We start from the raw sequence: 2,690 nt of genomic DNA, 5'->3' as shown, positions 1-2,690 counted from the left end.
TTCACCGTATGGCGCTGCAGGACGCCGTCAGTGTCACGAATGTTGATCTGGTTGCGCGAGTGGCTATTCGGAGATGAAAACAGATAAAGAGCCGTCGTGAGCTCAGTTGGATCGCTCACCGTAAGCCCAGAATAATCTAACGTCAGGTGGTCGATAGTGGTGTCCTCAACGGTGAAGGTTAAGCTATCAGTTAAAAGCCCCCCGTCCGTTACGGTGTTGTAACTAGAAAGGTCTCCATCAAATCTGATCCCGTCGTTGTCTTCGATATGAATTAAGGACCACGCCAAAAAGTCAGGATACTCTAGGGGACCAAAATCGGCAGTGTCTTCTTGAACAATAATACCGAGCACTTGCTCTTGCTCACGTGAATTGTCGTCAATTATGGTAAAATTGAATTCCGCAGTTTCTTGGCCAACGGCGAAGGTTACAGGTAAATAAACAATATCTTCGTAGTCACCACTATTTGCTTCTCCGTGGATCGAGAAGTAGGGGTCGGTGCTGATATAGACAGTTTGAGCTGTGTCAGTTTCAGGCCTAGTTAGGACAAATTGGATTATTCCATCGTCCTCTTGCACCGTGACGTATTGTTGATCAATTTGCCATTGAGGAAGAGCATACGAAAACGATAAGTAAGCGTCAGCCTGCGACAAATCGTTATCTAAGTTGAACGCAACAGCGCTAAAGCCAGAATGGTTGAGTTGCCCCAACGTTTCCCACGAATAAAGAGAACCCACGCCGTCCCTGTTGACTTGAAGTAGCTGCGCGGTACCGCCAGCGTTCGGTACAAGCCGTACAAGACTGTCTATATCCTGGCCGTCAAGGAATGAAGTTGCAACGAACTCGGATACGTCAATCGTATCATGCAAGGTGCTGCGAACGAACATATAGTCTTCGATGGTCGCGTAACCGTCACCGTAAAAAGTAAAACGGTCACGGCCGCTGCCGCCAACAAGCGTATCGTGCCCACTAGTACCGCCAGAAAGATCATCATCCCCGGCACCACCTTCTAGGCGTTGATCTTGTTCGTCCCCAAAAAGCAGGTCGTCATAAGCAGAGCCACGGATAGCTTCAATATTGACTAGAGAATCACCCTCAGCTTCGCCTCCTGAAAACGAATTGCTTGCCAAATCAATGTAGATCGCTGATGCGGCACCATCATAACTAGCGGTATCAAAACCAAGCCCGCCATCCAAATAGTCAGCTCCCGCACCGCCAAATAGCGTGTCGTTGCCAACACCACCTTCTAAACTGTCGTTCCCAGATAAACCTGACAGAATATCTTCACCATCTAGCCCAAGGAGATGGTTATCAAAGCCGCCCCCCGCGCCGTTACTTCCGATCAGGATGTCATTGTGACCGGAGCCTTCAAGCTCCTCGACTGAGCGATAAACATCGCCGGCCGCAAAGCCAACGTATCCAGCCTGAGAGGCCAAACTCGCAAAAACGCCCTCATCTGCCAAGTCGTAAGACACTCGATCCCTGCCTGAGAGGCCTTCAAATACGTCTTCGAACTGACTCCCAAACATAGTATCGTTACCGCCATATCCGAAAAAAAGGTTATCCGAGTATGCAGGCATTAGAATATTATCTGTTTCATCCCCATGTATTGGCGTGTGGCCCAGAAAATCTGTCCACTGAAATCCATCACCATACAAAAGGTTAGCTAGAAACCATCCAGTGTTGTCCGTTGCGGTTTCAAACAAACCAGCAAGGTCTATGTATTCAGCGACCCAATCAAATGCCTTGTCGGCGGCCCATGTAATAGTAATACCCGCAACAACACCAATGCTAATCGCGGCAAGAGCAGGCACACCTGCTGCAGCTAAGACAGGTGACAACAAAGCAATGGTCTTGGCCCCAGCAATTTCCCCAACTTTGCCAGACGCCCAACCGGTCATCACATCTACCGTGTTGTCACCTCCATTTTCTGGGTTCGTTATTGTGTCATAAAACAGCGTAATTCCCGTTAAGCTTGCTGTTAAACGACTAACCGTTTGATTAAGCGCATCCAGGTCCATGACCGCAGAACTGACGAACTCGCCATCAATCAAGAGAATAACTTCCCCCTCAACAGGAATTTTCGCCAAACTAATCCCTTGAGCGGAAACACCCGCCCCAGTTGCTAAGTTATCAAAGAACGACGATGTCAGGTCAATTATCGATGACTGAAGACGCTCAACCTCAGCAATCGCCTCGTAGCGGTCAGTAAATGTCGTCATAAATCACCTTCAGATCAATTATTTAAATCGTTACTCATTCGAGTATTATCGTAATTTGTCAGACTAAACTTTTAAATACGACCAAATGAAACAAAGACCTTTGCGAGCGCAAGCGTTAACCAATTGGACTTGTATGACGTCAGACATACCAATTAGTCGGTCAAAAACACTGCCATCGTCGATGCCGTATAGATAAATACGTTGTGCAAAATCACTCATTACTCAAACTCTCGGTAATCACAAATTTTGTTTCGTTTACGATAACGTAAAAACACTGTGTCCATCAACGCAAATGCAAGAATTTTGGACCGAACAATAAGATCATCTTACAGGCAAGATTAAAGTTGATTTGCGGCCCTCACAATGCGCGGAAAGTCTAGGGTGAAGCGCCTCATACTCATCCAAGTCTAAAACACGAAGTCATCTGAACTCAGGTCGCCCAGCTGAACGCCAACAAGCGTAATGCTGTTC

At 47.2% G+C, this 2,690-nt stretch carries 1 protein-coding gene; it reads right to left on the bottom strand.

Features of this window, described 5'->3' with window-relative positions; all coding sequences use genetic code 11:
- The coding region (locus MWU61_RS19615; protein WP_281502276.1) for a Calx-beta domain-containing protein at positions 1-2,219 on the bottom strand (2,219 nt) is incomplete at its 3' end.
- Positions 2,220-2,690 lie beyond the last annotated feature (471 nt).

Source organism: Loktanella sp. F6476L (assembly GCF_023015725.1).
GTDB lineage: Bacteria > Pseudomonadota > Alphaproteobacteria > Rhodobacterales > Rhodobacteraceae > Yoonia.
Note: the sequence above shows the minus strand (reverse complement) of the source record. Positions and strands in the feature narration are given on the sequence as shown.